This window comes from Variibacter gotjawalensis, assembly GCF_002355335.1.
GTDB classification, from domain to species: domain Bacteria; phylum Pseudomonadota; class Alphaproteobacteria; order Rhizobiales; family Xanthobacteraceae; genus Variibacter; species Variibacter gotjawalensis.
The window spans coordinates 2,482,504-2,503,069 of the sequence record NZ_AP014946.1 but is presented as its reverse complement, the minus strand read 5'-3'; the positions used below and the strand labels follow the sequence as shown (position 1 = coordinate 2,503,069).

Below are 20,566 nucleotides of genomic sequence, written 5' to 3'. Positions count from 1 at the left end.
GCGCAAAATCGCTCGATCAGCACCGGCAAGTCGATCTTCTGTTGCTGCGATGGCATAAGAACGGGATGAACGATCTCCACCGTCCTGGCGACACGGCAAAAGACCTTCGCGAGGGCGAAGTCGCCGTCGATCTGCCCGCCGATTTCGATGCCGGCGTCTACTTCATCGGCCGTATCCACACGCCGTGGAAAACGCGCAGCGAGTGCCCGAAGAATGCACGCGCCTCCGACGCGATCTGCACTGTGGAGCTCGAAGAGCGCTGGGAAGCGGCACTGAAAGACGTTGCGGGTTGCACGCATCTGCTGCTGCTTTACTGGATGCACGAGGCGCGGCGCGATCTCGTATTGCAGAAGCCTCGGCATTACGAAGCGCAGCGCGGCACATTCTCGATCCGCTCGCCAGTGCGACCGAACCCGATCGCGGCGAGTGTTGCGGCGCTCATCGGCATCGATGGACGCAAGCTTTCCATCCGCGGCATCGATTGCATCGACGGCACACCGCTCGTCGACATCAAGCCGTATTTTTCTTCGGTCGATTCCGTGCCAAATGCCGTCGTCAATTGGCACGCCAGCGGAACGCAAAGAGGCGAATGATCCAAAGCAAAAGCCGCGGACAATCGTCCGCGGCTTCGTCATTCAAACGCTATGATCTCAGCGATCAGCCTGACGACGCGTGTCCTGCTGCTCCGGCTCGCCCATCGGCTCGATGAGGCGCTGCTGAATTTCCGTGTAGATGCGCAGCAGCCACTTCTCGGCCTGCGTCGCGCGCTCCTGATAGTGACGCGCGTGCGCTTCGAGCTGCTGCATCCGATTTTCAAGATCACGTACTTCTTCGGCGAGCTGCTCGGCGCGCGCATGCGCGCGGTCCTCGTTACGACGCGAAGCATCCGCTGCTTGCTGCAGCAGAGCGATAATAGCCTGGCCGGAACGCTCGACTGCGTCAGGCCCGCCCGCGCGCGGATCACGTCCGCCCGGATTGATGTTGAGTACGTTGTCCACTGTGTTTACCCCGATACGCCACCCCGGCGCATTTCGCGCCTTGTGACCCCTATCCTCCTCCTTCGGAAGCAGACTGTAAAGAGTGACACAGCCAACTAGTTGTAAGGCATGGCGAATTGGCCACAGCTAGTGACAGTTCAACGACAACTTAAGCGAAAATTTCAGCGTCGAATCATTTCTGTCATGCGCGACGGCGCCTCATTGGCGCTGCGCGCATGCACGACGGCAGTGTCGTCGGCGTAAATCCGCTTCCATTCCGTCATGCGATCAAGGAACTGCGCCGCAGGGGACGAAGGCCTGAGCAGCGTGGCCTCGATCTCGTAGCGTTCGAGTAGGCTGAGAAAGCCGGATAGGTCCTGCAGTTCGGTCGCACGATGATGCTGCAGCATGAAATCGCGCCCGAATAGTTCGGTCCGCCCGTCAATGAATGTCGGGATCCCTGCCGCGATCATCGCACCGCCGAAATCGTAGTCGTTGAAGACACGTTTCGCGTTGGCGAGCTTCAAAGCGACGATGGCGCGCTGCGGTGACGCATTCACGGGCGGCGCATAAGTGCCGAGCGAAGCCAGCGCCGTGATCGCGATCACCATGACGAAGGCGGCAATCTCAATCGTCTCGGAGAGTTTGGTGTCAGGCTCCGGACGCCAGCGCGCGATTTCTCGCCCGAGCGGCAATGCAATCGCCATCGGCGCGAGAAGCGCGAACGTCTCGGTGTTGCGATTGGCCGACAACGCGAGATGCAAAAGCCCGAGCACAATCAGGACGCGCACAGGTGGCAACTTCACGCCAGCCATCAGCCCGCCGGCGACAACGGCGAGCAACACGGCCTCGAAGAACGAGAACGTGGCGAAGTCAAACGGACGCCATTCGGAGATCAACCGAAGCGCATCGCCCATTCCGAGAATGCGATAAGTGACGAGAAGCGACTCCGATCCGTACGGCGTGGCACATGCGGCTGCCACACTCGCGACACCGAAGAGCGCCCAGCGGAGCGCGACCTTCAATCGATCGGTGCTCTCGGCGCTTACGATCGCGTCGAGCGCGATGCCCGCCAACAAAACAAACGCGAGCGTGAAGCCACCGTGAACGTTCGCCCAAAGCACGACGACGATGAGCAGCCACCAAGGTGGCGCACGTCCCTCTTCGTTCGCGCGCCACAATCCGGCGAACCAAGCGACCATCAGCGGGAATGCAAGCACGTGCGGACGCGCCGTGATATGCGGTGCAGCAATCAAAATCGCGATCAGCGTCGCGGCAACGGCGGGCAGCAGAGCGAGGCGCTGCAGCAGGAAGCGCGCCTGCAGCGCGAATGCGGCGGCGCAAGCAAGCCCGGTCAGCGCTATCACACCGAGCCAACCAAACCAGCGATGCGCGAGCGCAAACAGAACCTGCGCGAGCCACTGGCTCGAGATCCAAGGCTCACCGCGTTTGGTGAATGAGAAGGCGTCGGTGCGCGGCACGGCGCGCTCGCTCAGCATCCAATTGCCGAGAACGATCTGCCACTGCGTATCCGGGTCGTTCAGCAGCTTCGGCCCTGCGACGAGCAACAAGCCATAGACCAGCAGGCCGATGAACACGGCTATCGCGGCGGGCGGGAGTTGTTTCGACGGCATGGCGGGCCGAATTAGACCCGCCAAGCCATAAATTCCGGTTAAGCCACCGATTGCAACCCCGTTCGCACCTTACTCAGGCTTGAAGCCCGATGCCTTGATCACCGGCTCCCAAAGCGCCGAGTCCGCCTTTTGGATCGCGGCGAATTCCGACGAGCTGGTTCCTGTCGGCTGGAGCCCGAGCGTCACGAGTTTCGCGCGCAGTTCCGGGTTCTGCAGCGCCTTCACGATAATCTCGCTGTAGCGCTGAACGGTCGCGGCCGATGTTCCGGCCGGCGCGAAGATGCCGTACCAGCCTGTGCCGACGATGTCGTATCCGGATTCCTTGAAGCTCGGCACATCGGGCAAGAAGGCCGAGCGCGCCCTGTCCGACGTCGCAAGAACCTTGATGGGGCCGGCCTTGTGCGCCTCGAGCAGATCGCTCGTCGTCGTCACGAAGATGGGAAGCTGATCGCCGAGGAGATCGGTGAGTGCAGCCGCCGAGCCACGATAGTTGACGTGCTGCAGCGGAAGGCCTGCGGCGCGCCCGAACAACAGCCCGAAGAAGTGCGGCAGCGTGCCGGCACCGGGAGAGCCGTAACTCGCGCGCTTCTCATCGGCCTTCACCCAAGCGACGAGCTCTTTGAGATCCTTGGCGGGAACGCTCGGGGCGACAGCGAGCGAGAAGTCGAAGGTACCGATCTGACTGACCGGCACGAAGTCCGTGAAGGGATCGTAGCCGAGCGACGGATAGAAATGCTGATAGACCGCCATCGGAGCGATGGGTGTCGAGAGCAGCGTCAGCCCATCCGGTGCGGCCGCCTTAACGGCCGAGACTCCAATGCGGCCGGCCGCACCGGAACGACTCTCGACGATGACGGGACGGCCGAGTTCGACTCTCAACGCTTCCGCGACAAGCCGCGAGATCGCATCACCAGATCCGCCCGCCGAGAACGGAAAGATGATCTTGACTGGTGCTTCAGTGATTTGAGCGTGTGCTTGTGGCGAAAACGCCACGAAAATCATCAACGCTAATATATTTCGCAGAATCAACTTCATAAGTCGCGTTTCCCCTTGGCGGAACACAGAGAATAAAACCGTCGCGCGAATTTTTCTCGCGCGCATCTGCTCGTTAGTTGCAGTGACGACCAATCCGGCAGCTGATCTGCCACGCCGGAATACATTTTACAAAAATTGATTGCAGGGGCGTTGGGGATGAAGACCATTTATGGCGCTGTGCGCCGCATTGCGCTGTGGAAGATTGTTTTGGCAGGAAGTGCCGCGCTAGGCACACTGTTGTTAACCGGCGCGGTATCACGCGCGCAAACCTTCATGAATTACGACGGAACAACAACGAGCGACTATTCTGCGGCGGTCGCGGCGTGGGCAAATGCAGCGGAGTTCAAGAAGAACTGGTCGCTCAATGCCATGAATGCCCAGTATGCTTACACACTCGGGTTCAGTGCAAATGGCGTCAAGCTCGGTGCGGTAGATTCCGGAATCGCTGTTACGCATCCGGAGTTCGTCAATCGGGGTGTCAGCGCGATCGCGATATCCGGCACCTACGACAGCGACGGTCAGCAGCTTGATGGTTCCGGTAGAAGTTGGAAAAAAGGTGACGCCTTCAATGCTGTGCCCGGCACCCACATTCCAGCTGTGAATGACGACCATGGTACGCTTGTGTCGGGTCATATCATGGCAGCCAACGATGGCACCAATATCATGGGCGTCGCCTTCAACAGCAAATATTATCTCACCAACAGCAACGGCAACGACGGTTCGATCTACGGATCGAACATGGACTACAACTACTTCTATGCCGCTTACAGCAGTGTCGCGCTGAAGGATCGCGGCGCAGGGAACGATCGAGTACGCGTCATCAATACCAGCTGGGGTTCGCCAGTCAGCGGCGAGAACTACGACACCCTCGATGGCGTCAGGAACGGATACTTCTCGCTATTTCAGGCCGACAAGCCGATCGAACAGCGCAAGCTGACTTGGCTCGACGCTGCTGCAAAAGTAGCCCAAGAATACGACGTCTTAATGGTCTGGGCCAACGGCAACACCGGTTACAAAAATGGCACGCCGCGCGCTGTGCTTCCCTACTTCAGGCCGGAATTGGAAAAATATTGGATCGCCGCCACAGGGCTGAATTCCGACCTCACACAGACATACAACGAATGTGGAATTTCCAAGTACTGGTGTGTTGCAACGCCAGCGACTTATCTTTTCAGCGCGCAGGCCGACGGTAGCATAAAGAATGTTGCAGGAGGCGGCACGTCGACCGCTGCTCCGCAAGTCACGGGTGCGCTTGGCATCTTGATGGAGCGCTATCCTTATCTTGGCAACGAGGAAGTGCGGACGATCCTGCTCACCACAACGAAGCATCTTGGTGACGGACCGGTCGATACGCCAAACGTCAAATTCGGGTGGGGAATCCCTGACTTGCAAAAGGCGATGAACGGACCGAGCCAACTGCTCGGAACGTTCAATGCCAATATCCCGGCTGGTACGGTCGACTTATGGTCTAACGGGATCTCGCAAGCAGCGTTGGTCCAGCGGAAATCGGACGACGTCACCGAAGCTGAACAAATTCGCGGCGAGGTCAGAGACCTTCGTTCGTTGATTGAAGGCTCGGGACTGCGGTCGCAAGCAGATGCTGCTCCTGCTCTCATCGAAACGCTTCTTACGGCTATCAAAGCTCGCGATAAAGCAGCAGTCGTAAATGCAATGAACGCCATTTCCGGTAACCGAGTCGCCGTGCAAATTCTCGGAGCGTCACTTATAAGCCAGATCACGACCCGAATTTTGAACGTGATCATCAGACCAACTACGAGCACGGCGAATACCCTCGCAGCGCAGTTCCCGTCTTCTGCAAGTTTCACAGAAGAATCATTGGCGAAAGCAGTGGCAGCTGTCGTCGTACAACTTCAATCAACAATCTCGGCGAGTGAACAGCGGCTGACCTTTCTGGCCAAACCGGACTCGGCTTACGTCGGCAGCCTGATCAAATCCGGTGATGGCGCGCTGATCCTGACGGGCAAAAGCACCTTCACGGGCAGCACGACCGTTGAAGGCGGTCTGCTCGAAGTCAACGGCTCGTTGGTTTCAGTGGTGACGGCGACGAAGACAGCACAAGGCAGTGGAACCATCGGCGGCACCGGCACAATCGGCGGGCTCGTCGCGCAATCCGGCGGCATCGTCTCGCCGGGCAATAGTGGTTTGACGCCGACATTCAATCTCGACCCGACCGCGATGGCGACGATCGCCAATCCCAAGAGCATCGGGACGCTGACACTCGCCGGCAACGCGACGTTCGAGAAAGGCAGCGGGTTTCTGGTGCAGATCGCAGAGGATGGGCGTAGCGATCTCCTCAAGGTCATGGGCAAGACGCAGCTTAACGGCGGCCTCGTCTATGTCGCGCCCGAAACGCGCGTCACGTTGTTGACCGAAAAGGAACTGGAAGGTCCGGCTTTCGTCGGCAAGACGTATACGATCCTGACCTCGGGCGGAGGCGTGAGCGGCACGTTCGATGCCGCATTGCCTGCCTACAAGTTTGTCCGCGCGGACCTCGGCTACACGGCAAGCGACGTGCAGCTGTCATTCAGCCGGAATGCGGTCGCGTTCAGCGCGGCGGCAGACACGGCCAATCAAAAGGCCGTTGCCGACGCGATCGAAAAGTTTGGCGATAGCAAGATCGAACGGTTCGTCGGGCCTAGCGGAATTCCGACCGCGACGGCGGCGATGACCAAGGATGCCGCCGACCTCGCCGCCGCCGAGTTGGCTGCCGCAAAGGCTGCCGCCGAATTGGCTGCTGCAAAAGCCGCTGCAGAGCTGGCTGCCGCGAAGGCCGCCTCGGAACTTGCCGCCGCAAGAGCTGCTGCCGAACAGGCTGCCGCAACGGCCGCTGCCGAACTAGCCGCCGCAAAGGCCGCCGCCGACCAGGCGACCAAGGCGGCTGCTGATCTGGCCGCCACAAAGGCGGTCGCCGAACAGGCTGCCGCAACGGTCGCTGCGGAACTCGCCGCCGCGAAGACAACTGCCGAACAGGCTCTCGCTAGGGCCGCTGCCGACATGGCCGCCGCGAAGACCGTCGCCGAACAGGCTGCCGTAAAGGCTGCTGCCGACCTCGCCGCCGCGAAGGCCGCCGCCGACCTGGCTGTCAAGGCCGCCACCGACCTCGCAGCCGCGAAGACTGTCGCCGAACTGGCTGTCGTCAAAGCCGCGGCCGAACAGGCTGCCGCAAAAGCCGCCATCGAATTGGCCGCGGCCAAGACCGCCGCCGAACAGGCGGCAGCAAAAGCTGCTGCTGAGCTCGTGGTCGCAAAGGCTGCCCTCGATCAGGCCGCCAAAGTCGCTGCTGATCTGGCTGCCGCCAAGACCGCCGCCGAACAGGCGGCAGCAAAAGCTGCTGCTGAGCTCGTGGTCGCAAAGGCTGCCCTCGATCAGGCCGCCAAAGTCGCTGCTGATCTGGCTGCCGCCAAGACCGCTGCCGAACAGGCAGCCGCAAAAGCCGCTGCTGAACTCGCTGCCGCAAAAGCCGCAGCTGATTTGGCCGCCGCCAGAGAAGCCGCCGCCAAAGAAGCGGCCGAGAAAGCCATTCAAGCAAAGCGGCCGCTGCAGTATTCGATGACGCTTTACAACAGGATTTTACTGGCGGGCGCGAACGAAGATCTCAACCCGATCTACGACGCTCTCTCGGGTGACTTCCATGTCTCGACCAAGAGCGCGCTCATCAACGACGCGACCGCGATCCGCGACGCGATGTTCGGACGCTTGCGTTCAGCGCCTGACAGCATCCAGGCTCCGGCAGCTCCGATGGCTTATGCGCCACCGGCCGATGCGATGATGGCCTTTGCGGCGCTCGACAAGGCGGTCGGCGAGCTAAAAGCGCCGACGCCGCTTGGGCTGTGGGCGCAGGGTCTCGGCTCGACCGGGCGGCTCAACGGCGATGGCAATGCGTCGGCGTTGACGCAGTCGTCCTACGGCTTCCTCGGCGGTTTCGATCGCTCGGTTGCCGGAGAGCGCGGCCGTGTCGGTATTCTCGCCGGTTATACTCACAGCACTTACGGCGGCACCTCGGGCACGAGTTCGAACAAGGGCGAGAGCGACAACCTGACGCTCGGCCTCTATGGCAGCACTGCGTTCGGCCCGCTCGCGCTGCGCGGCGGCGCCAGCTACACGTGGCACGAACTCTCGACAAAGCGTCAAAACATCATCGGCACGACGCTGACGGCCGACTATTCCGCCGCCAGTGCGCAAGTGTTCGCCGAACTTGGATATCGGGTGCAGCTCGGTGCAGTCGCGCTCGAGCCGTTCGCGAATGCCGCCTACGTGAACTTGACCACCGGTGCATTCAACGAGAACGCCTCGAACCCGGCAGCGCTGATCGCTCCGCGCTCAACGACTGGCGTTGCATTTACGACCCTTGGCTTGCGCGGGGATGCGCAGATCAACGTTGGCGGTCTGCCGCTGACGGCGAATGCAATGCTCGGCTGGCGCAATGCGTCTGGTGAGATAACGCCGCTTTCGACCTTCTCGTTCGAAGGGGCGGTGCCGTTCCAAGTTCAAGGCGCGCCGATTGCACGCAATGCGCTGGTCGCGGAAGCGGGCCTTGCCTACTACGTGACGCCGTCGACGCGGCTCAACGTGACTTACGGCGGCCAATACGGCAGCGGCAATACGAACCAGACCGTGCGCGGCGGAGTCTCGGTCGCGTTCTGACGCGACGAAAGCGCTCCTCCTACTCGGAGCGCGATCAAACGACGATGGCGAGCGCCGAAAGGCCTCGCCGTCTCGCTTAGACCATCACGGTCGGCGCGATGGTTCGCGTGATCGGCGGCTTCGCCTTCAACGGCGCGGTCGTGTCGGCGCATTGACGCGCCTGACCGAGGTACATCGCAAAGCCGAAGGCCGCGATCAGAAGGGCGAGGCCCATATAGTTGACGAGGTCGTATTTGCGGCGTTCGACCGTAAAGATGTCCGTGTTCATAGCGTTCTCCAGGGTTCTACCCCTTCGTCGCGTCACGCCGCCGCCAGGTTCACGCCGCACCCCGGCGCGGTTGACAGTGGCCCGCCCAGGTCTAAGTTAGAGACGTTCCGAGGGGTGCCCGCGTTACGGGCTGAGATACGGCAGTCGCCGTGACCCTTTGAACCTGATCCGGGTCATGCCGGCGAAGGGACGGACTTAACTTTCAAGCCCAAACTCCGCCTCCCGGATCTCCCGTTCACCAGCGCGGTGCGCACAATGCGCGCTTCGCCGCAAGGAGATCCGCTATGAATAAGCCAGTTTCGCCGTCCGAATTCGTCGCCCCGAAGGTGACGACCGGCGCCCTCCCCGCCTCACGCAAGACCTACATCACGCCGGAAGGCGCCGCCGACGTGCGCGTGCCGATCCGCGAGATCGTCCTGTCGGAAGCCTCGGGCGAGCCGCCGCTGCCGGTCTACGACACCTCCGGTGTCTACACGGACGACAATGTCGCGATCGACGTCGAGCGCGGCCTGAAGCGTCATCGCGCGGCCTGGATCAAGGAGCGCGGCGGCATCGAGGAATACGACGGCCGCGACATCAAGGCAGAGGATAACGGCAACGCCGCCGGCAAGCACCTCGCCCGCACCTTCCCGAACACGCCGAAGCCGATGCGCGGCATCGAGACGGGCGCTGCCGCCGCCAGCGTGCCGGCGACGCCGAAGGCCGCCCTGCCCGATTCTGTCGGCTTCGATGCGACGCAGTTCGAGCGTGCGCAAAGCCATCACCCGATCACGCAGCTCGAATGGGCCCGCCGCGGCGTCATCACGAAAGAGATGATGTATGTCGCGACGCGCGAGAATCTCGGCCGCCAGCAGCAGCTCGAACGCGCCGAAGCCGCGCTTGCGGACGGCGAAAGCTTCGGCGCTTCGCTCCCCGCGTTTGTCACGCCGGAATTCGTCCGCGACGAAATCGCGCGCGGCCGCGCCATTATTCCCAGCAACATCAACCACTCGGAACTCGAGCCGATGATCATCGGCCGCAACTTCCTCACCAAGATCAACGCGAATATCGGCAACTCGGCCGTGACCTCGTCGGTCGAGGAAGAGATCGAGAAGATGGTGTGGGCGATCCGCTGGGGCGCCGACACCGTGATGGACCTCTCGACCGGCCGCAACATCCACAACACGCGCGAATGGATTCTGCGCAACTCGCCGGTGCCGATCGGCACCGTGCCGATCTATCAAGCGCTCGAGAAGGTCAACGGCGACCCGGTCAAGCTCGATTGGGAAGTCTACAAGGACACGCTGATCGAACAATGCGAGCAAGGCGTCGATTATTTCACGATCCACGCCGGTGTGCGCCTTGCTTACGTGCATCTGACGGCAAGCCGCGTCACCGGCATCGTCTCGCGCGGCGGCTCGATCATGGCGAAGTGGTGCCTCGCGCATCACAAGGAGAGCTTCCTCTACGAGCGCTTCGACGAGATCTGCGATCTCATGCGCCGCTATGACGTGTCGTTCTCGCTCGGCGATGGCCTGCGCCCCGGCTCGATCGCCGACGCCAACGACCGCGCGCAATTTGCCGAACTCGAAACGCTCGGCGAGCTGACGAAGAAGGCGTGGGCGAAGGGTTGCCAGGTGATGATCGAAGGCCCGGGCCATGTCCCGCTGCACAAGATCAAGATCAACATGGACAAGCAGCTGAAAGAGTGCGGCGAAGCGCCGTTCTACACGCTCGGGCCGCTCACCACCGACATCGCACCGGGCTACGACCACATCACCAGCGGCATCGGCGCCGCAATGATCGGCTGGTTCGGCTGCGCGATGCTCTGCTACGTCACGCCGAAGGAGCATCTCGGCCTGCCGAACCGCGACGACGTCAAGCACGGCGTCATCACGTACAAGATCGCGGCGCATGCGTCGGACCTCGCCAAGGGGCATCCGGCCGCGCAGCTGCGCGACGACGCGCTGTCACGCGCGCGCTTCGACTTCCGCTGGGACGATCAGTTCAACCTCGGCCTCGATCCCGATACGGCAAAGTGCTTCCACGACGAAACGCTGCCGAAGGAAGCGCACAAGGTCGCGCATTTCTGCTCGATGTGCGGGCCGAAATTCTGCTCGATGAAGATCACGCAGGATGTGCGCGACTACGCGGCGAGCCTCGGCGACAACGAGAAGGCCGCGCTCTATCCGGCGGATGGCGCAACGGCGCAAGTGGCGAGGAGTGCCGCAGGCACCACCGGGACAAAAGAAGTCGCCGAAGCCGGCATGAAAGAGATGTCGGAGAAGTTCAAAGCGCTCGGCGAGCAGCTTTATCTCGACGCGGATAAGGTGAAGGCGAGCAATAAGGTGTTGTAAACTTCGAACTGCCAGCCCGTCTGGACTTTAGTAGCGAGGTTCCTGCCCCGCTACTATCAATCGCTTGACAAACCACTTCTTCTCCTCGCGAATATTCGTAAATATTCGATGGGTGGAGCAGATTTGGATTCTAATTTCTCGACGATCTTGAGCGCGGCGAAGCCTCGCGATCGCACCGACCAATATGTGATCCTTGCCGCTCTTTTTTCGCTCGGCGGGGACACGAGGTCGGTAACAGTCAGAGAAATCAATGATCGCATTAGACTGCACTTGGGCGCCAAAGGCCCGGCCAATGTTCCCGGCTCATTGCGCAAGTATACTGCGTACGTAGAGCCGGCTGAGCGTGGCCCACCTATTCGCTGGCGCCTCAAACCAGAGGGTGTTGGTCGCTTGAGAGCACAAAGCGGCCTGCCGTTGCCTGTCGCAATTTCTGCCCAGGATTTTGATTCTGATATCGGGATCGTTTGCGCCTTAGAGCAGCCAGAGTTTGTCGCGGTAAGAGAGGCTTTCGGTGGTGCGTCGGCGTGGAACGAGGTTGGCGATGCTCGGTACGCGCATGTTTACAGAGAAACCGTTCTAAAGACAGAGTCTGGCAAAGCGTTGCGGGTTGTCGCTACCGCGTCAACTTCAATGGGTTTAACCGCAGCGGCGATTGCAGCCACTCAATTAATCATGCAATTCCGACCACGGCTCGTTGTAATGATTGGTATAGCCGCTGGTACCAGATCCGGCGGAAAACAGTTTGGTGACGTCCTAGTTGCGGATCCAAGCGTGGATTATAACTCTGGGAAGGTCGTAGACTCTGATGGCATTAGAGAGTTTCTTCCTGATCCATATCCGATTGGCTTGAACGCTCGTCTACGTAGCGTACTCCAAAGATATGCAAGCAATCCTGCTGTTTTTCAACGTATCAGGGAGCGTTGGAACGGGACGCTCCCCGTGGCGCCCAACCGTCTTCACATCGGTCCCCTTGGTGCTGCAGACCAGGTTATTGATGATGCTTCGCGCGTACTAGAGATAACGAAGAACTGGAGAAAACTCGTCGGCGTCGAGATGGAAACTTATGCAGTTTATCGAGCATGCCATGAGTCCCCTGACCCGAAACCGCGAATGGCTTCGTTTAAGGCTGTCTGCGATTTTGCCGCTGAGAAAACTGATTCATGGCAACTTTACGCAGCGTTCACAGCAGCTCAATTTGCTACAGACTTTCTGCGCTCAGAATGGGATGCGCTTTGGCCAAATCCTCAACGAGGTGAAAGATGACTTCAGACGAAAAGATCGCAGGCGAACCACCGGAGATCAAGGCGATTAGTGCGGTGTACGCTGCGCTGAAGACCCTAGACCCTCAGGCTCGGCTGCGCGTCCTACGCTACTCGTCGGAGCTGCTTGGATTAGATTTGAGTCCAATCACTGAAGCGCGCGATACGGCCGTTTCTCTTCCTGCTAGCGAAGAAGGGCCGTCGCAGACGAGTTTCGCAACTTCGCCTCCTTTGCAGGAACATAGCGATGACACCGACGGAATAAACGCGGTAGCGTTGAGGTGGATTAAACGAAACGACCTCGACACCAAGAGTCTTCAGAAGCTTTTCAGTCTAGGTGTTGAAGAAATTGATCTCGTTGCTCGCTCTGTTCCTGGCCGCAGCAAGCGCGAGCGCATGCGAAACGTGATGCTGCTGAAAGGTGTTGCCGCGTATTTAGGCACTGGTGTGGCTCGAATTTCTCATGACCAGCTTAAAGAAGCTTGCATGCACTACAACGCTTACGACAGCAACAATTCTGCCGCATACTTGAAAGAGTTTTCGCCTGAAGTATCCGGTTCAAAAGAATCTGGATTTACACTTACAGCGCGCGGCCTAACCCTGGCGACCGATTTAGTGCGCGAATTGATCGGTGGGCAATCAAGCAAATGAGAGCGGGCTGCGTGCTGCAGAGCCAGACAACGGGATAGGATAAATCTTTTCTGGGAGCATGATCACCTACCGCATCTTCCTCGCGATCAATCTCCTCATCGCGGCCATCGCGGTGTTCTTCTTCATTTGGGGATTGAGCGACGGGACGGTGTCGTCGTTCAATGCGGGGCTATGGGCGGGATTGCTCGCCGTCGTGATCGGCGTGCCGGCGGGCGGCTATTTTCTCCATCGCAACGGACAGCGCGCGGCGGCGCTCGTGCTGCTCGGCCTCCTGGCGGTGCCGGGGCTTCTCGCCGCCCTCTTCTTCCTCATCCTCATGATCGCGCAGCCGCGCTGGAATTGATCGTAGCCCGGATGAAGCAGCGGCGCTTTTGCGCCGCGTGCGAAATCCGGGGACGAGGACAATCGCAAGTGCTGTCCCGGATTGCGCGCCCGCGCGCTTCGCGCCCGGCGCTTCATCCGGGCTACGGCGCTCGTGCAAAAAGTTCGCGGCTCAAGATAGCGGTCATACTTTTCGATACCCACGCCATCTCGCGCGCAATCGCGATGTCCATCTCAAATCTCGTGGCAACCGAATGAGCAATGCCGCCACGATACAGCAATCACCCCGGCATGACGACGATGTACGGAATGCAAGCGACGACGGCGGCGAGTTGCACCGCGTTGTTCAGCATGCCGCCGACATGCAGACGGCGCAGGCGGCGCACTGCATTCGCATCGCCGGCTTCCTTCTCGTCGAGGCGCGCGTCGATCTGCGCCAAAAACCAGCGGCGCGAATAGAAGGCGAGCGCCGAGAGCAGCGCGAAGGCGATGGCCGGGCCCAATCGGACTTCCAGCGTGAAGGCGAGCGCGCCGGCCGCGCCCGCGATCGTCATCGCCAGGAGATAGCCGCTGAACATGCCGCGCAGCAGCAGGCCGACAGAGCGGATATCGAGCGTCACCAGCAGAAACGCCGGCGAAGCGAGGAAGAAATAGAACATCGGAAGCAGCAAAAGAACGAGCGCGACGACCGCAATGCTATCCGGCATGTTTCTTCTCCCGGGACCGGCTTCTCCGGCCGGCGGCGAAATCATCCGCCTCGGCCAACACCCGCACAATTGGGCTTTGGTCGCATGCGCGTGCACCGCACACCGACCGCCCGTCTGCGCCTTTCGCCGTAGACCTAAGGTCTAGTTGCCGGGGCTTTCCGCCCCGCCCCTAATGAACGCGGCGCATCGCGGCGCGACGAAACGCGAGCGCAATAAAAACAACAACAGCGGAGGACGACGATGAAGCTTGCCTGGTGGTCGCGAGAAACGAAGCCCGCAGGCGCGGATCGGCGCCGGCTGTTGCAGACACTCTCCGCGATGCTGGGCGGCGGCGCGCTCGCCGCCTTCGTAAGCCCCGCAGCGGCGAAGGACGATCTGCCGCCGCCAAAGCGCGCGCTCACAGGGCGCAACGCCGCCGGCAAGTCGGTGTTCAAATCGTTCGATGTCACGACCAAGGTGGTGCACATCGAGTCGAGCCCGGGGCTGACCTTTTACGAACTCTACCGGACCGAAGGCATTCCGAAGATCACGGGCCTCGAGCCCGATCCGATGCTCGACGGCACGATCGCGTTTCCGGGACCGGGCGGCACGATGTTTCGGCTGATCACGTATCCGCCACGGCGGGCGGAAGGCTGGAAGCCGCCGCCCGGCGTCACACTCGAAAGCGCGCTGAAGGAGCTGAACGACAAGGTGCCCGGCATGGGCGACGTCATGGAGCGCGGCGCGCCCGGCATGCATACGTCGGACACGATCGACTACGGCATCGTCGTGCGCGGCGAGATGACGCTGGAGCTCGACGACGGCGAGAAGATCCATGTTCGCCAAGGCGACACGATCGTGCAGAACGGAACGCGGCATCGCTGGCGCAATCCGTTGACCGAGCCGTGCCTGATGGCGTTCATCTCGGTCGGCGGTACGCGCGTTTAAAGCCCGCGCTCAAGTCACCTTCACGCCGGCGAATTTGACGACCTTCGCCCACTTCTCGGTTTCGTCCGCGATGAGGCGGCCGAGATCCGCCGCCGAGCCCGGCAGCGGCTTCGAGCCGAGTTCGGCGAAGCGCTGCTTCGTTCGTTCGGTCGCGAGGATTGCGTTGACCTCGCGGTTGAGCAGCTCGACGATCTCGTTCGGCGCGCCCTTCGGCGCATTGAGCGCGAACCACGACGTCGACTCGTAGCCGGGTAGAAATTCCGCGATGGTCGGCGTGTTCGGTAGCACCTCGGCGCGCTCCTTGCCGGTGGTGGCAAGGCCACCGGCCTTGCCGTCGCGCACGAACTGCGCGCCGGTCGCGATCGCGTCGAACATCATCTGGGTCTGGCCGCCGATGAGGTCGGTCGCGGCCGGCGCAGCGCCACGATACGGCACATGCGTGATGTTGATGCCGGCCATCATCTTCAAGAGTTCGCAGGACATGTGCAGCGTCGAACCGTTGCCGGAGGACGCGCAATTGACCTTGCCGGGATTTTGCTTAGCGTAAGCGATGAGTTCCGGGATCGTCTTGAACGGCACCGAGGGGTGCACCATCGCGACATTCGGATAGTGCAGGAAGCCCGCGACCGGGATCGTGTCGCGGACGAAGACGTGGTTGAGCTTCTCGTAGAGCGAGGCGTTGATCGCGTTGGCGGGCGTCGAGACGAGCAATGTGTAGCCGTCGTTCGGCGCCGCGATGACCGCGTCGGCCGCGATGTTGGTGCCGCCGCCCGGCTTGTTCTCGACGATGAAAGTTTGGCCGAGCTTTTCGGTCAGCCACTGCGCCATCAGCCGCGCCGTGATGTCGGTCGCGCCGCCCGGCGGATAGCCGAGGATGAATTTCACGGGCCGCGCCGGGTATGTTTGCGCGAAGCCTTCGCGCACGACACTCGGCGCGAGCAGCAACGCGCCCGCACCGGCCAGAAATCGGCGACGCCTCATGGCTTCCTCCTTTGGCCCCGCGTCCGTTGAGACCGGCGCGGGTTTCGGAAGAGCTTGGCATTGAGAGGCGCATTTGGCCAGGGTGTTAGGTGACGCGCCGCGTCACACGACGCGCAGCACAGGCCGCCGCCACACAGCGTGCAAACTGCGTACGAGCTCCTCAGCTTCCGAGAGTTCGTAGCAAGAAATCGATAGCCCTTTTCCCCCAAAGCGGCTCACGGATAACTGGAGACGTCATGACCTTCCCGGCCACGACGACTGCGACCGGCTCACCGACGACCTGATACGTCAGGGCGCCTGCCAGCGCTGAAACCGATGCATCGACCTCTATCAGCACGTGAAGATACTTCACCGAATATGTTTGCCTATTTTCGAGAAGGAACGTGGTGTGCGTCTGCACGCTGATGTCGATCAACGATCGCGAGAAAATGTCAACGCGGCCCTTGGCATGCACGAGCGACAAAACAGCTCGCTCGGCATATCCGCCCACGATGGCTTGCAAATGAGCGCTCATAAAAAACCCGGTTGACAATAAAACCATTATAAGAACAAATAGAGAACATTGCAATCGCGACTTTGGTTTTATTTCAGGTATTCCGACATGCATTATTGCTGGGTGGCGACTTTCGATGGGTTCATCGAGACGAACATAGATGCCCTGACGACATCGCTCGATGCGTTATTTCCAGGACACTTCTTGCCGAAGCGCAACGAAGGGTCGTTCGTGATCAACGGCACGATTCCCGATGAGTTTATGATCGTGTCGAAAGTGCCGGGCTTCAGCGGCGCGTTTTTGCTTTATTCCTACGATAGAGCCGCAGACCCGGATGTTGCTGCCGAGCCGCTAGACGACGCCTACAGATCCGCGCTCAGCATCGCGGCGATCGGCGGCAGCGATGAGCCGGCGTTGCGGTTCATCGGTAGCGCATTGGCGCATCTGGCGCCGCCGGACGCAGCGTTCCTGATCGATATCGAGACTGGACAATTTATCCGTTTCAGCGCCGACGTTCGCGCGCGGATGCCACGCGAGTCCCCATTTGAGCCGCCGCCGTAGGTGCGAAGCGTGGCGAATACTCATTCAGTCGCGGCGACGATGGTCTTCGGCGCGGTTGTGCTGCAGCCGTCAAACGTGAAGTATCTCCGCAACGTCATCCGAGTTTTGATTCATGGGCATCGCACTCATCACCGGCGCCGCGCGCGGTATCGGCCTCGCCACCGCAAAACGTTTCCTGGCCGACGGCTATTCCGTCGCGATGCTCGATATCGAGCGTGAGACACTTACCCGCAGTCTTGAAGCGATTGGCGAGCCTGAACGCACGCTCGCGCTCCATTGCGATCTCGGCGATCCGCGCGCGATCGCACAGGCTGTCGCCGAGCTGAAAGCGCGTTTCGGTGCGGTCGATGCGCTGGTCAACAACGCGGGAGTTGCGGTGTTCAAACCGGCACTCGAAACATCGCATGCGGAGTTCCAGCGGACGCTCGATGTCAATCTCACGGGGCCATTCCTCACGACGCAAGCCTGCGTGCCGCTGATGCAACCCGGCAGCGCGATCGTGAACATCACGTCGATCTCGGGCCTACGCGCCTCTGCATTGCGCGTTGCCTATGGGACGTCGAAAGCCGCGCTCGAACACCTCACCAAACAATTCGCGCTGGAACTGTCGGTGCTCGGTATTAGGGTCAACGCGGTCGCGCCCGGGCCTGTCGACACCGCTATGGCGAAGGCTGTCCATTCGCCGGCGATCCGCGCTGACTATCACGACGCGATCCCGCTCGGCCGCTACGGTCTCGAAGAGGAACTTGCCGAAGCGATCTTTTTCCTTTGTTCGCCGCGCGCGTCCTACATCACGGGCCAAGTCCTGGCGGTCGATGGCGGGTTCGACGCAATCGGCATCGGCCTGCCGACATTTCGCAAAGACTTCGGCTGACCGCGCCCGGCTTGCGCAACGCGTTTGCGCCCGGCAGACTTACGCGACAAAATAACAAGGAGCCTGTGGTGCGCTGGATCATACTCGGTGGACTGATCGCCACTTTCGGACTTTCTCCCGCGCAAGCCGCGAAGCTCACCGCGAAAGACCGGGCCTGGATTGAGAGCTGCGTGAAACTCCGCATCCCGACCAAAGAGAAGCGCCGCGTTCTGCAGCGCTACTGCGGCTGCATGATGGAGTTCGTCGAGGATCGCCGGCCGCTCGGCATCACGGAACTTGAACGCAGCTTCCCGCCCGCGCATCGGCTCTGCCGCCGCCAAGCCGGTCGCCGCTGATGCGTCGCTTAACTCTCGCTTTTGCGACGACGCTCGTCGCCTCGTCCGCGCTCGCGCAACCCATGCCGAATTACGCTGTGCCGCCGACATCGGTGACGCAGCCGGCGATTTCGCGCGGCGGGCTCTATATGGGCTTTGCCGAACGCTTCAATCGTTACTACACGGATGCGAGCTGGAAACCCTCGCGCATCATCTACGTCGCGCCGGATGCGCGTGGCGACGGCGCGACGCGTGAGGCCCCGACAACCCCACAAGCCGCAATCGCGGCTGCGACGCCCGGCACGCAGATCACGTTCCTGCCCGGCCGCTACGACGGCTGCTTCGAATTCGATCGAGACAAGAGCGGCACCTACGATGCGCCGATCGTTCTTTACGGCGAGCGCAATCAAGATCGTTCGCTCGCAGCGATCATCAATTGCTGCGGCTCCGGCCGGCAGACGTGTTTCAACTTCGAGGGCGCGAGCCATATAGCCGTCGATGGCTTCGCTTTCGTCGGTGGCAAGTATGGCGTGCGCACGGTCGGCAATGACTATGCGGCCAGCCAGCACGCGAGCGGCATCGCGGTCGTGAACTGCATCGGTCACGATCAGACGCATGATCCTTTCTTCTCCGGCGCATCGTCGTGGGCCGTGTGGGAGCGCCTGCTCGCCTACGGCGCGAAATCCGGCGATGGTCACGGCATCTATCTGTCGAACGGCAGCGATTGGAACATCGTTCGCTTCAACGAAACCTACAGTAACGACTCCAGCGATTTTCAGATCAACGCCGATCCGGCTTCAACCTGCAAAGACGTCGGCATTGCGTTCAACGATCCGCGCTGCGACGCTTACGCCGGGACAGGCGAAGGCGGGCAAGGCGCGAGCGATTACTTTCTCGTCGACGGCAACTACTTCCATCACTCGAATGTCGGGCCGAACTTCACCAGCGTTCGCCGCAGTATCGTGCGCAACAACATCTTCGGGCCGCAGGTCCGGCACAATGTGAGCTTTTGGCAAGAGACCGACAATCCGAAGTTATCGTCGAGCGACAACGTCATCGTGCATAACCTGTTCATCACGAATGGGCGGCATGGCGTGCAGTTCGTCAATCAAGCGTCGCGCAATCTCTTCGCGAATAACGTCATCATCGGCATGCGCGAAGCCGGCAACGCGGTCGCTTCGAACCCGTCAGCCGTCTTGATGGAGGCCGATAAGTCGTCCACCGGCAACGTCTTCCGCAACAATCTCTACGTCTCAGGCAAAGTCGAAGGGCGCACGCCGAACACGCTGGAATGGGCGATAGCCGAGTTCTCGCCGGCGTGGTTCGTGCGCTTTCCTGTCGGCTTGGGTCGCAACCCGAACGATTTCACTCCCGCCGCCGGTGCGCCATTCCTCAACGTCGGGCCGGTGCTGTTCGAAGCGCAAACCGATCGTAACGGCACGCCGCGTGCAATCAGTGGCGATCTCGGGCCGATCGAAATCCGTTAGACAGAAGAACAACAAACGGAAAAGCCATGGCTTTGCTCGACGGACATCTTGCGCTTATCACCGGTGCGGGCTCCGGCATCGGACGCGCGATCGCACTCGGCTTTGCGCGCGAAGGCGCACGTATAATTGCGGTCGACCTGAATGTCGAAGGTGCCGCCGAAACGGCCAAAGATGTCGGCCAAGACAGAGGCTGCAGCTTTCCGCTCGACGTCGCCGACCGTAGCGCGTGCGCAGAACTCGCGGCCAAAGTCGCGAAGGACATCGGAAAAGTTTCGATCCTCGTCAACAACGCCGGGATCGTGCGGCGCAATCCATTCGCGGGCGATGCCGATGTCTTCACGAAAGACTGGGAGGACATCATGGCGGTGAACCTCACCGGCGTGATGAACGTGACGCAGGCTTTCCTGCCGCCGCTGATCGAGACGAAAGGGCGGATCGTCAACATCGGCTCGATCCAATCCTTCGTACACGTGCGCACGCCGGGATCGGCCGCTTACACGACATCGAAGCATGGCGTCCTCGGTTTCACGCGCGCTCTCGGCGCGGAACTCGGCAAGCACGGTGTCCGGGTCAACGCGATCGGCCCGGGCTTCATCGCGACGCCGCTCAACGCCAACGCGCGCACAAACCATCCCGAACTCGTGCAAGTCTTTCAAGATCACACGCCGCTCGGCCGCTTGGGCACTGCGGAGGACATCGTCGGGCCGGCGCTGTTTCTCGCGTCCGATCTTTCAGCTTACGTCACTGGATCGATCGTGATGGCCGACGGCGGATACAGGACGATCTGATGTTGTTTCTGGTCATCTCGAACCCACGGCCGGATCGGCCCAGCGACATGGCTGCGACGCGGCAAACGTTCTGGCCGTGGATCGCCAAGTATCAAAACGTGGGCGTCTGTCGCCACGTCTACGCGCGCGTCGGCCGCGGCATTATCGCGGTGTTCGACGTGCCGGACAACGACACGCTGCATCGGATCTTGAACGAATGGGCCGACATCGTGCCGGCCCAATTCGACACCTATCCACTCATCGACAGCGACGCGGCGCTCAAAGCGCTCGCGGCGCAGCGGTCATGAG

General features: G+C 61.0%; 20 protein-coding genes and 1 riboswitch. Of the genes, 13 read left to right on the top strand and 7 right to left on the bottom strand.

Annotated features, from left to right (window positions below; translation table 11 throughout):
• Positions 1-65: 65 nt before the first annotated feature.
• Entirely contained in the window at positions 66-593 is a 528-nt protein-coding gene (gene tsaA, locus GJW30_RS12165; protein WP_096355671.1) for a tRNA (N6-threonylcarbamoyladenosine(37)-N6)-methyltransferase TrmO, read from the top strand.
• Between the two features lie 57 nt (positions 594-650).
• Here the strand turns inward: tsaA and GJW30_RS12160 are convergent, their stop codons facing one another.
• The 3 genes from GJW30_RS12160 to GJW30_RS12150 all read right to left on the bottom strand — a co-directional run bounded on the left by GJW30_RS12160 (position 651) and on the right by GJW30_RS12150 (position 3,604).
• Positions 651-998, bottom strand: coding sequence for a hypothetical protein (locus GJW30_RS12160; RefSeq protein WP_096355669.1), 348 nt, complete (start codon positions 996-998; stop codon positions 651-653).
• Positions 999-1,159: 161 nt separating this feature from the next.
• A complete protein-coding gene (locus tag GJW30_RS12155; RefSeq protein ID WP_096355667.1) occupies positions 1,160-2,611 on the bottom strand; it encodes a hypothetical protein in 1,452 nt (483 codons plus the stop codon).
• 69 nt (positions 2,612-2,680) lie between these two features.
• Complete coding sequence (locus GJW30_RS12150; RefSeq protein ID WP_208408002.1) at positions 2,681-3,604, bottom strand: Bug family tripartite tricarboxylate transporter substrate binding protein; 924 nt, start codon at positions 3,602-3,604, stop codon at positions 2,681-2,683.
• A 198-nt stretch (positions 3,605-3,802) separates the two neighbouring features.
• On the opposite strand from GJW30_RS12150, the gene GJW30_RS12145 reads away from it, so the two are divergent.
• Positions 3,803-8,311 carry an autotransporter serine protease gene (locus GJW30_RS12145; protein WP_096355663.1) on the top strand — a complete coding sequence of 1,503 codons (4,509 nt, stop codon included), beginning with the start codon at positions 3,803-3,805 and terminating at the stop codon, positions 8,309-8,311.
• A 76-nt stretch (positions 8,312-8,387) separates the two neighbouring features.
• On the opposite strand, the gene GJW30_RS12140 is transcribed toward GJW30_RS12145, so the two are convergent.
• Positions 8,388-8,579: a hypothetical protein gene (locus GJW30_RS12140; RefSeq protein ID WP_096355661.1), complete on the bottom strand. Its 192-nt coding sequence runs from the start codon at positions 8,577-8,579 to the stop codon at positions 8,388-8,390.
• A gap of 100 nt (positions 8,580-8,679) precedes the next feature.
• Positions 8,680-8,786, top strand: a riboswitch (TPP riboswitch).
• 77 nt (positions 8,787-8,863) lie between these two features.
• Here GJW30_RS12140 and thiC point away from each other — a divergent pair.
• From thiC to GJW30_RS12120, 4 genes are all read left to right on the top strand, one after another.
• Positions 8,864-10,915, top strand: a complete 2,052-nt coding sequence (gene thiC, locus GJW30_RS12135) for a phosphomethylpyrimidine synthase ThiC (protein ID WP_096355659.1) — start codon at positions 8,864-8,866, stop codon at positions 10,913-10,915.
• Positions 10,916-11,038: 123 nt separating this feature from the next.
• Entirely contained in the window at positions 11,039-12,178 is a 1,140-nt protein-coding gene (locus GJW30_RS12130; protein ID WP_157746748.1) for a 5'-methylthioadenosine/S-adenosylhomocysteine nucleosidase family protein, read from the top strand.
• Positions 12,175-12,825: a hypothetical protein gene (locus GJW30_RS12125; RefSeq protein ID WP_096355655.1), complete on the top strand. Its 651-nt coding sequence runs from the start codon at positions 12,175-12,177 to the stop codon at positions 12,823-12,825. Before GJW30_RS12130 ends, GJW30_RS12125 begins: the two co-directional genes overlap by 4 nt.
• Before the next feature lie 58 nt (positions 12,826-12,883).
• Positions 12,884-13,168 carry an osmoprotectant transporter permease gene (locus tag GJW30_RS12120; RefSeq protein ID WP_096355653.1) on the top strand — a complete coding sequence of 95 codons (285 nt, stop codon included), beginning with the start codon at positions 12,884-12,886 and terminating at the stop codon, positions 13,166-13,168.
• A gap of 259 nt (positions 13,169-13,427) precedes the next feature.
• Here the strand turns inward: GJW30_RS12120 and GJW30_RS12110 are convergent, their stop codons facing one another.
• Positions 13,428-13,853 carry a hypothetical protein gene (locus tag GJW30_RS12110; RefSeq protein WP_096355649.1) on the bottom strand — a complete coding sequence of 142 codons (426 nt, stop codon included), beginning with the start codon at positions 13,851-13,853 and terminating at the stop codon, positions 13,428-13,430.
• Between the two features lie 240 nt (positions 13,854-14,093).
• Here GJW30_RS12110 and GJW30_RS12105 point away from each other — a divergent pair, with 240 nt between their 5' ends.
• Complete coding sequence (locus tag GJW30_RS12105; RefSeq protein WP_096355647.1) at positions 14,094-14,780, top strand: cupin domain-containing protein; 687 nt, start codon at positions 14,094-14,096, stop codon at positions 14,778-14,780.
• 9 nt (positions 14,781-14,789) lie between these two features.
• On the opposite strand, the gene GJW30_RS12100 is transcribed toward GJW30_RS12105, so the two are convergent.
• Together GJW30_RS12100 and GJW30_RS12095 are read right to left on the bottom strand one after the other, a co-directional pair.
• Complete coding sequence (locus GJW30_RS12100) at positions 14,790-15,761, bottom strand: tripartite tricarboxylate transporter substrate binding protein (protein WP_096355645.1); 972 nt, start codon at positions 15,759-15,761, stop codon at positions 14,790-14,792.
• A 160-nt stretch (positions 15,762-15,921) separates the two neighbouring features.
• Complete coding sequence (locus GJW30_RS12095; protein ID WP_130364427.1) at positions 15,922-16,275, bottom strand: hypothetical protein; 354 nt, start codon at positions 16,273-16,275, stop codon at positions 15,922-15,924.
• A gap of 87 nt (positions 16,276-16,362) precedes the next feature.
• Here GJW30_RS12095 and GJW30_RS12090 point away from each other — a divergent pair, with 87 nt between their 5' ends.
• The 6 genes from GJW30_RS12090 to GJW30_RS12065 all read left to right on the top strand — a co-directional run bounded on the left by GJW30_RS12090 (position 16,363) and on the right by GJW30_RS12065 (position 20,565).
• Positions 16,363-16,815 (top strand): hypothetical protein, encoded by a 453-nt coding sequence (locus tag GJW30_RS12090; RefSeq protein ID WP_096355641.1) that lies wholly within the window; start codon positions 16,363-16,365, stop codon positions 16,813-16,815.
• Between the two features lie 112 nt (positions 16,816-16,927).
• A complete protein-coding gene (locus GJW30_RS12085; RefSeq protein ID WP_096355639.1) occupies positions 16,928-17,689 on the top strand; it encodes an SDR family NAD(P)-dependent oxidoreductase in 762 nt (253 codons plus the stop codon).
• A gap of 68 nt (positions 17,690-17,757) precedes the next feature.
• Complete coding sequence (locus tag GJW30_RS12080) at positions 17,758-18,024, top strand: hypothetical protein (protein WP_130364425.1); 267 nt, start codon at positions 17,758-17,760, stop codon at positions 18,022-18,024.
• Positions 18,024-19,490: a right-handed parallel beta-helix repeat-containing protein gene (locus tag GJW30_RS12075; RefSeq protein WP_096355635.1), complete on the top strand. Its 1,467-nt coding sequence runs from the start codon at positions 18,024-18,026 to the stop codon at positions 19,488-19,490. The genes GJW30_RS12080 and GJW30_RS12075 overlap by 1 nt, the downstream gene beginning before the upstream one ends.
• Before the next feature lie 26 nt (positions 19,491-19,516).
• Positions 19,517-20,278 carry an SDR family NAD(P)-dependent oxidoreductase gene (locus tag GJW30_RS12070; RefSeq protein WP_096355633.1) on the top strand — a complete coding sequence of 254 codons (762 nt, stop codon included), beginning with the start codon at positions 19,517-19,519 and terminating at the stop codon, positions 20,276-20,278.
• On the top strand, positions 20,278-20,565 hold the full coding sequence (locus GJW30_RS12065; RefSeq protein WP_096355631.1) for a DUF3303 family protein: 288 nt from the start codon (positions 20,278-20,280) through the stop codon (positions 20,563-20,565). Before GJW30_RS12070 ends, GJW30_RS12065 begins: the two co-directional genes overlap by 1 nt.
• Position 20,566 lies beyond the last annotated feature (1 nt).

What these genes read in the sequence shown, in the direction of transcription:
- GJW30_RS12140 (WP_096355661.1), bottom strand. Translation starts at nt 8,579, where the DNA reads ATGAACACGGACATCTTTACGGTCGAACGCCGCAAATACGACCTCGTC.
- GJW30_RS12070 (WP_096355633.1), top strand. Translation starts at nt 19,517, where the DNA reads ATGGCTTTGCTCGACGGACATCTTGCGCTTATCACCGGTGCGGGCTCC.
- GJW30_RS12155 (WP_096355667.1), bottom strand. Translation starts at nt 2,611, where the DNA reads ATGCCGTCGAAACAACTCCCGCCCGCCGCGATAGCCGTGTTCATCGGC.
- GJW30_RS12105 (WP_096355647.1), top strand. Translation starts at nt 14,094, where the DNA reads ATGAAGCTTGCCTGGTGGTCGCGAGAAACGAAGCCCGCAGGCGCGGAT.
- GJW30_RS12090 (WP_096355641.1), top strand. Translation starts at nt 16,363, where the DNA reads ATGCATTATTGCTGGGTGGCGACTTTCGATGGGTTCATCGAGACGAAC.
- GJW30_RS12125 (WP_096355655.1), top strand. Translation starts at nt 12,175, where the DNA reads ATGACTTCAGACGAAAAGATCGCAGGCGAACCACCGGAGATCAAGGCG.
- GJW30_RS12145 (WP_096355663.1), top strand. Translation starts at nt 3,803, where the DNA reads ATGAAGACCATTTATGGCGCTGTGCGCCGCATTGCGCTGTGGAAGATT.
- GJW30_RS12100 (WP_096355645.1), bottom strand. Translation starts at nt 15,761, where the DNA reads ATGAGGCGTCGCCGATTTCTGGCCGGTGCGGGCGCGTTGCTGCTCGCG.
- GJW30_RS12085 (WP_096355639.1), top strand. Translation starts at nt 16,928, where the DNA reads ATGGGCATCGCACTCATCACCGGCGCCGCGCGCGGTATCGGCCTCGCC.
- thiC (WP_096355659.1), top strand. Translation starts at nt 8,864, where the DNA reads ATGAATAAGCCAGTTTCGCCGTCCGAATTCGTCGCCCCGAAGGTGACG.
- GJW30_RS12075 (WP_096355635.1), top strand. Translation starts at nt 18,024, where the DNA reads ATGCGTCGCTTAACTCTCGCTTTTGCGACGACGCTCGTCGCCTCGTCC.
- GJW30_RS12065 (WP_096355631.1), top strand. Translation starts at nt 20,278, where the DNA reads ATGTTGTTTCTGGTCATCTCGAACCCACGGCCGGATCGGCCCAGCGAC.
- GJW30_RS12110 (WP_096355649.1), bottom strand. Translation starts at nt 13,853, where the DNA reads ATGCCGGATAGCATTGCGGTCGTCGCGCTCGTTCTTTTGCTGCTTCCG.
- tsaA (WP_096355671.1), top strand. Translation starts at nt 66, where the DNA reads ATGAACGATCTCCACCGTCCTGGCGACACGGCAAAAGACCTTCGCGAG.
- GJW30_RS12120 (WP_096355653.1), top strand. Translation starts at nt 12,884, where the DNA reads ATGATCACCTACCGCATCTTCCTCGCGATCAATCTCCTCATCGCGGCC.
- GJW30_RS12095 (WP_130364427.1), bottom strand. Translation starts at nt 16,275, where the DNA reads ATGAGCGCTCATTTGCAAGCCATCGTGGGCGGATATGCCGAGCGAGCT.